Annotated in this window: 7 protein-coding genes; 1 reads left to right on the top strand and 6 read right to left on the bottom strand. The window is 42.4% G+C overall.

Going from position 1 to position 4383, the window contains the following annotated elements:
- Positions 1 to 180 precede the first annotated feature (180 nt).
- The 6 genes from nadS to R7Q09_RS23920 form a co-directional block, all read right to left on the bottom strand.
- A complete protein-coding gene (gene nadS, locus R7Q09_RS23940; protein ID WP_029946694.1) occupies positions 181 to 468 on the bottom strand; it encodes a NadS family protein in 288 nt (95 codons plus the stop codon).
- Positions 458 to 850: a type II toxin-antitoxin system RelE/ParE family toxin gene (locus tag R7Q09_RS23935; RefSeq protein WP_224723981.1), complete on the bottom strand. Its 393-nt coding sequence runs from the start codon at positions 848 to 850 to the stop codon at positions 458 to 460. The genes nadS and R7Q09_RS23935 overlap by 11 nt, the downstream gene beginning before the upstream one ends.
- A gap of 61 nt (positions 851 to 911) precedes the next feature.
- Positions 912 to 1145, bottom strand: coding sequence for an MbeD/MobD family mobilization/exclusion protein (locus R7Q09_RS28850; RefSeq protein WP_169567099.1), 234 nt, complete (start codon positions 1143 to 1145; stop codon positions 912 to 914).
- Positions 1146 to 1595, bottom strand: coding sequence for an MbeB family mobilization protein (locus R7Q09_RS28845; RefSeq protein ID WP_353616425.1), 450 nt, complete (start codon positions 1593 to 1595; stop codon positions 1146 to 1148).
- A gap of 705 nt (positions 1596 to 2300) precedes the next feature.
- Positions 2301 to 2642: a MobC family plasmid mobilization relaxosome protein gene (locus tag R7Q09_RS23925; RefSeq protein ID WP_169709360.1), complete on the bottom strand. Its 342-nt coding sequence runs from the start codon at positions 2640 to 2642 to the stop codon at positions 2301 to 2303.
- Between the two features lie 855 nt (positions 2643 to 3497).
- Positions 3498 to 3746: a hypothetical protein gene (locus tag R7Q09_RS23920; protein ID WP_005398517.1), complete on the bottom strand. Its 249-nt coding sequence runs from the start codon at positions 3744 to 3746 to the stop codon at positions 3498 to 3500.
- A 158-nt stretch (positions 3747 to 3904) separates the two neighbouring features.
- Between R7Q09_RS23920 and R7Q09_RS23915 the strand changes: the two genes are divergently transcribed.
- On the top strand, positions 3905 to 4120 hold the full coding sequence (locus tag R7Q09_RS23915) for a hypothetical protein (RefSeq protein WP_169627313.1): 216 nt from the start codon (positions 3905 to 3907) through the stop codon (positions 4118 to 4120).
- The last annotated feature ends 263 nt before the right edge of the window (positions 4121 to 4383 follow it).

Raw genomic sequence — 4383 nt, 5'->3', positions numbered from 1 at the left:
TTCATCTTAACGATGGCATCTTTGGTGATCAGCTCGTTAGCTATCTCTAAGTTCTCTTTGTACTTCTTCTCTTTGTACTTCTCATATTCAAAGCGAGATAACGAACTTCTCGGATCGTACTCGTAATGCTGACAGAATTGCTCAAAAGTAACAGCTGCACTCATAGACACCTCTTAATCTTTAAACTGAAAACTTCGCATAAAGCTCTGGCTCTTTAGAGAGTAGAGTTAGGACTTTGCTTGCTAAACCTGTCGGATTTCTCCGTCCTTGCTCCCAACTTTTCACGGTATCAATACTCACATCCATCGCTTGTGCCAACTCTTTTTGGCTGACATCCAGTTGTGCTCGGATCGCTTTAACATCGGCAATCTCATAACGAGTGACATTCGCAGGAGTCTGCTCTCCTTTTGCAATCGCTTCGGCTTGCTTCATCGATGTATAAAGTTCATCAAAAATACTATTGCTCATTGTCATACTCTCTCTTAATCGACCTCGACACTTCTTTAAGGAGATTCTTCTCTTTCTGAGTTAAAGAGTCCTTTCTCCCTTTCTTGTACAGCAACACCAAATAGACAACATCAGGTTGGATCAGTAAGTAAATCGTTCGATAACCACCACTCTTACCTGTCGATTCTCCAGCAAGGCGAACTTTTCTTAGCCCTCCCGTTCCGACAATCAACGATCCCATTTCTGGGTTTTTGATGATGTCTGACTGCAACGCTCGAAACTCTTCATCCGTGAGCATCTCTTTTCGCTGAGATTCAAACAATGGCGTTTCAATAAACTCTAATGCGTAGCTAATAACCCGATCCTCTCCCAAAAGAATAGGAGTACATTGTACTCCTGGCAAGCGTGTTTTCAAATGTATTAACGATTAAATCCGAAACCTCGACCTCTGCGATTTTGTCGTGCTAACGACTGCTCTTGCTGTATTGCTTTTCCAACGACTGGAGCTGCTGCGTCAAGTTGTTTACTTGCATGGTCAAGCTGCTCACACTGCTCTGTAAGCGTTGGTTCTCCTCGCTGCTCTGCTCGAATCTTTTCTCTAAATCCTTGTAGAGCTTCACGAACTCGCTGTGCTGCTCCTTGTGCTGCCTCTCTAAAACCTCGAAGGCGTGCAAAAGTTGTTTCTCTAGCTCGGTCATTTATTTCCTCTCCAACTTGATCAGCTCGTTCTTGCCATCGTTCATTGTCCACCCCTCCAGAATCGAGTAACCCTCTGGTATCACAATAAAACGTTCCCCTTTCTGGCTCTCGTACAGAGAAAGCCCCCAAGTCTTGTTCTGGAACTGCTCTAGGATCGCTTTTTGGCGGGCTATCTTTTTCTGATTGTCTAATATCGTCTGCCCTTGATACCAAGCGATCCCGTAACTGACGATCACCAAAAATAACAGGGTCACTGGCAACCAAATCCATGTTTTCATCACCAAGAGATTCAAACGTGATTGCTGCTCTTGGATGTCGTTTATGATTTTCTGCTCGCTTGATTTCAACGCATCTTGAATACGTTGTTCGTGCCTCTCGAAGTCTTTCTTTAGCGTTTGCTCGATAGCGTTGGCTTGCTTCTTCGATTGCGAATTGAAGTCCCTCGCCATATTCAAAATCTTGCTCATACAACAAACCTTTTAATCTTATGTTTCGTTTCCCACTTTCGGGATTCTTAATGCTGATGCTTTTAGCTGTCACTCTGGCAATCTCAAATCCTTTGCTTTCAAGCGCACCAATTACCCCTTTTCGACTACGGATCGCGCCTGATTGAGCAAGATTAAGTAGACCATCGGTAAGAAGTTGCTGAATCTCTTTTGCATCGGATGGAGTGTCTTTAGCACTCACCAAGCCTTGCTGATTAGCAGGGTCATCTGGGTCATGAAGCCCTAGTTCAAGATTCTTAATGGTGCGCCACGCATCGATACGAGGATTGTCTGCAAAGTGGTAGTAAGGTTGAAGTCGCTTGCCAGAATGAAGCTCAATATTTGGAATAACAAAGTTCAGCTCTAACCGCCCTTTATCAAGATGCTCTACCCAAAGAATGGAGTATTGGTCTTTGTCTAAGCCTGGTAACAAAGCCTTTTCAAAATCAGCCATGAGGCGATCTTTAATCTCTTGTGATAAGTCCGTTTCAGCAAAACAGAGAAAGCCCGATGTGTACTTTTTGGCGTAAGGACTCGAATCAATGAGTGATTGAACTAAATCAGGATCGCCTTGATTGAGTGTCGCCCTCTCCCGATTTCTATCTTTCCCTAAGAGATAATCAACAGGGCCACTCCCAATACCCTTACCTCTACGAGCGAACTGAACAATCATACTGAGATCTCATACTTTGCCATTATTTGCCCAAGCTGACGCTCGATTGCTGAAAGTTGGGCCAATACTTGAACCACATTCACGACATCATAATTCTGGGTATTCACTACTCTAGTGATCTGATTCAAGTTATTTCCAAGTCCAGATAACTGGCGCAATAATGCGGGGTCTACTTTAGGAACATTGGCTCTTTTAAGAGTCCGTTCCCCAAGACAAGTCTCTCTCATCCAAGGAGCTAATTCCGCACCATCACACCGATCTTTCAGAGCTTGAAGTTCAGTCTCAGTGACTCTGATCTTGATGGACTTTTCTCGTATTACTTTCTTCTTTTCAGTCATGGCAATTCTTTAGTTTGAGTGCTTTTAACTAGGGTTAAGGGAGCGTAGCGTCCCTTACAAGGCACAATGACAACGTAACGAAGTGGAGGGGTCTTTGTGTAGCCTTGCTTATGTGCTTAACAAAAGATAGAAAGTAAGATAAAGAAATGCAAATAAGGGAAATCATGAAGTATCAAACAATGACAGTAAGAGCAAAGAGGAGGCTAGCCAAGCTAGCGCAAACCACCCTTTCGGCTGCGCCGACCCCTACCCATTTCAACTCAAATTTATGAGTGATTTGGGTATCTTTTTGGTCGCTTTCAGATTGGGTAAGTCTCTTCCCTTTCGGGCTGCCCTGCGCTGTGAGTAAGGCTTTACGCCCCCATTCCAGTCTCACAACACTAATCAATTATTCCTTTTCCGCAGTTCTCCCTCTAGCAGCTACAAGAGAGCGGTTTTATCGTGCTTTCGCAAGTTTTGATTAGTGCCTTTACCTGCCACCTTTGGAACTTCCCTTGGTCGGTGGCTGATGCGCATCGCTCTGTCCAAAACATCTTGAGTCCAAACAGAGTGCAGGAATACTTGAAGTGCTTAAACGATATGGGCTATCATGAAAGGACTTACACAGGCCGTCAAACCAGTAAGTATTCCGATCAAAGCCGACCTTGCAGGGTCGGTTTTGTCACATCTGGGGATTGAGATTACAATCAAAGAGCTGGGATCTCAACGATCCTTTTCTAAGGTAATGAACGTCCTCAAGAAAAACGCCTCCCATTGGGAGGCGTTTTTCGTATCTGCCAGATGTAAAAAAGGTCGCCGGTTTGGGCAACCTTTTGCGTTCTATCGTTCAGTTCGCACAACGAGTGTTACGTTAAATTACTCATTACTTTCTTTTAAACCAAAGCAGTCCCACTCTATCAGCAATCGACTAAAATTATTTTTTGAAAGATATTTGGCATCTACACACTTACCATCATCATCGTACAGCACAAGGAAAAAAGAACTCGATTCTAGTGTACGACCTAACGAAAGCCATTGAGCAACAATTGTCTCGTAATGTTCTTGATATGATGCGATTTCAAAGCCTTTGTTATTCGATGTTTTAAAATAAATTTTTAGTTTCACGCTTTATCCCATTTATCTCATACACATCATATTTAAGACTAGGTTTGTGTGAGCAATTGAACGTTCTTAATAGACTTAGGCCAAAAAAAACCACTATATACGCAATTGAGCACTATTATAAAGTTACATGCATATCAACACTTTGTGAGTATTGCGTTATGGCTTTGTGTAAAATAAAAAAATACGACACTTTAGTAGATGCTCATACGATTAAACTTCTCGAAAATTTAACAATGGAAATTGGAAATGAAGAAGTTGCTCTACAAGTCACTATTTTGTCATTTGAAAAACTTTGGCATCAAATGGAAATGCATGGAGAGCCCGAAAACACATTTGAATGGCTTCAAATCGAAGCAAAGAAGCTCATAATTTAAAGCAACATAACGTTGTTTTGGTGCTTATTATTCCTATTACGTTAAATAGCCGACTTAGCATCTCAAAACGCCAACCTGACGCTCTCAAAACGCTCCAGGAGCGTTTTTAAGCACTTATCCTTACCTACTTAGCCAGAAATCGGGCTGTAAGTTTGTGACGCTTTCAGAGCGATTTACAGGGCAAAAAGTTCGCTGTTCGATTGAAACAAAAAACGCCCTCTAAGGGCGTTTTTTCTATGTTTTCATCTTATCGATGGCATCTT

Source organism: Vibrio sp. 2130-1 (genome assembly GCF_033339515.1).
This window is presented reverse-complemented; position numbering and strand designations above follow the sequence as displayed.

Excerpts from the sequence above, each read along its gene's own strand:
- R7Q09_RS23915 (WP_169627313.1), top strand. The coding sequence starts at position 3,905 with ATGGCTTTGTGTAAAATAAAAAAATACGACACTTTAGTAGATGCTCAT.
- R7Q09_RS28845 (WP_353616425.1), bottom strand. The coding sequence starts at position 1,595 with ATGGCGAGGGACTTCAATTCGCAATCGAAGAAGCAAGCCAACGCTATC.
- R7Q09_RS28850 (WP_169567099.1), bottom strand. The coding sequence starts at position 1,145 with ATGACCGAGCTAGAGAAACAACTTTTGCACGCCTTCGAGGTTTTAGAG.
- R7Q09_RS23925 (WP_169709360.1), bottom strand. The coding sequence starts at position 2,642 with ATGACTGAAAAGAAGAAAGTAATACGAGAAAAGTCCATCAAGATCAGA.
- nadS (WP_029946694.1), bottom strand. The coding sequence starts at position 468 with ATGAGCAATAGTATTTTTGATGAACTTTATACATCGATGAAGCAAGCC.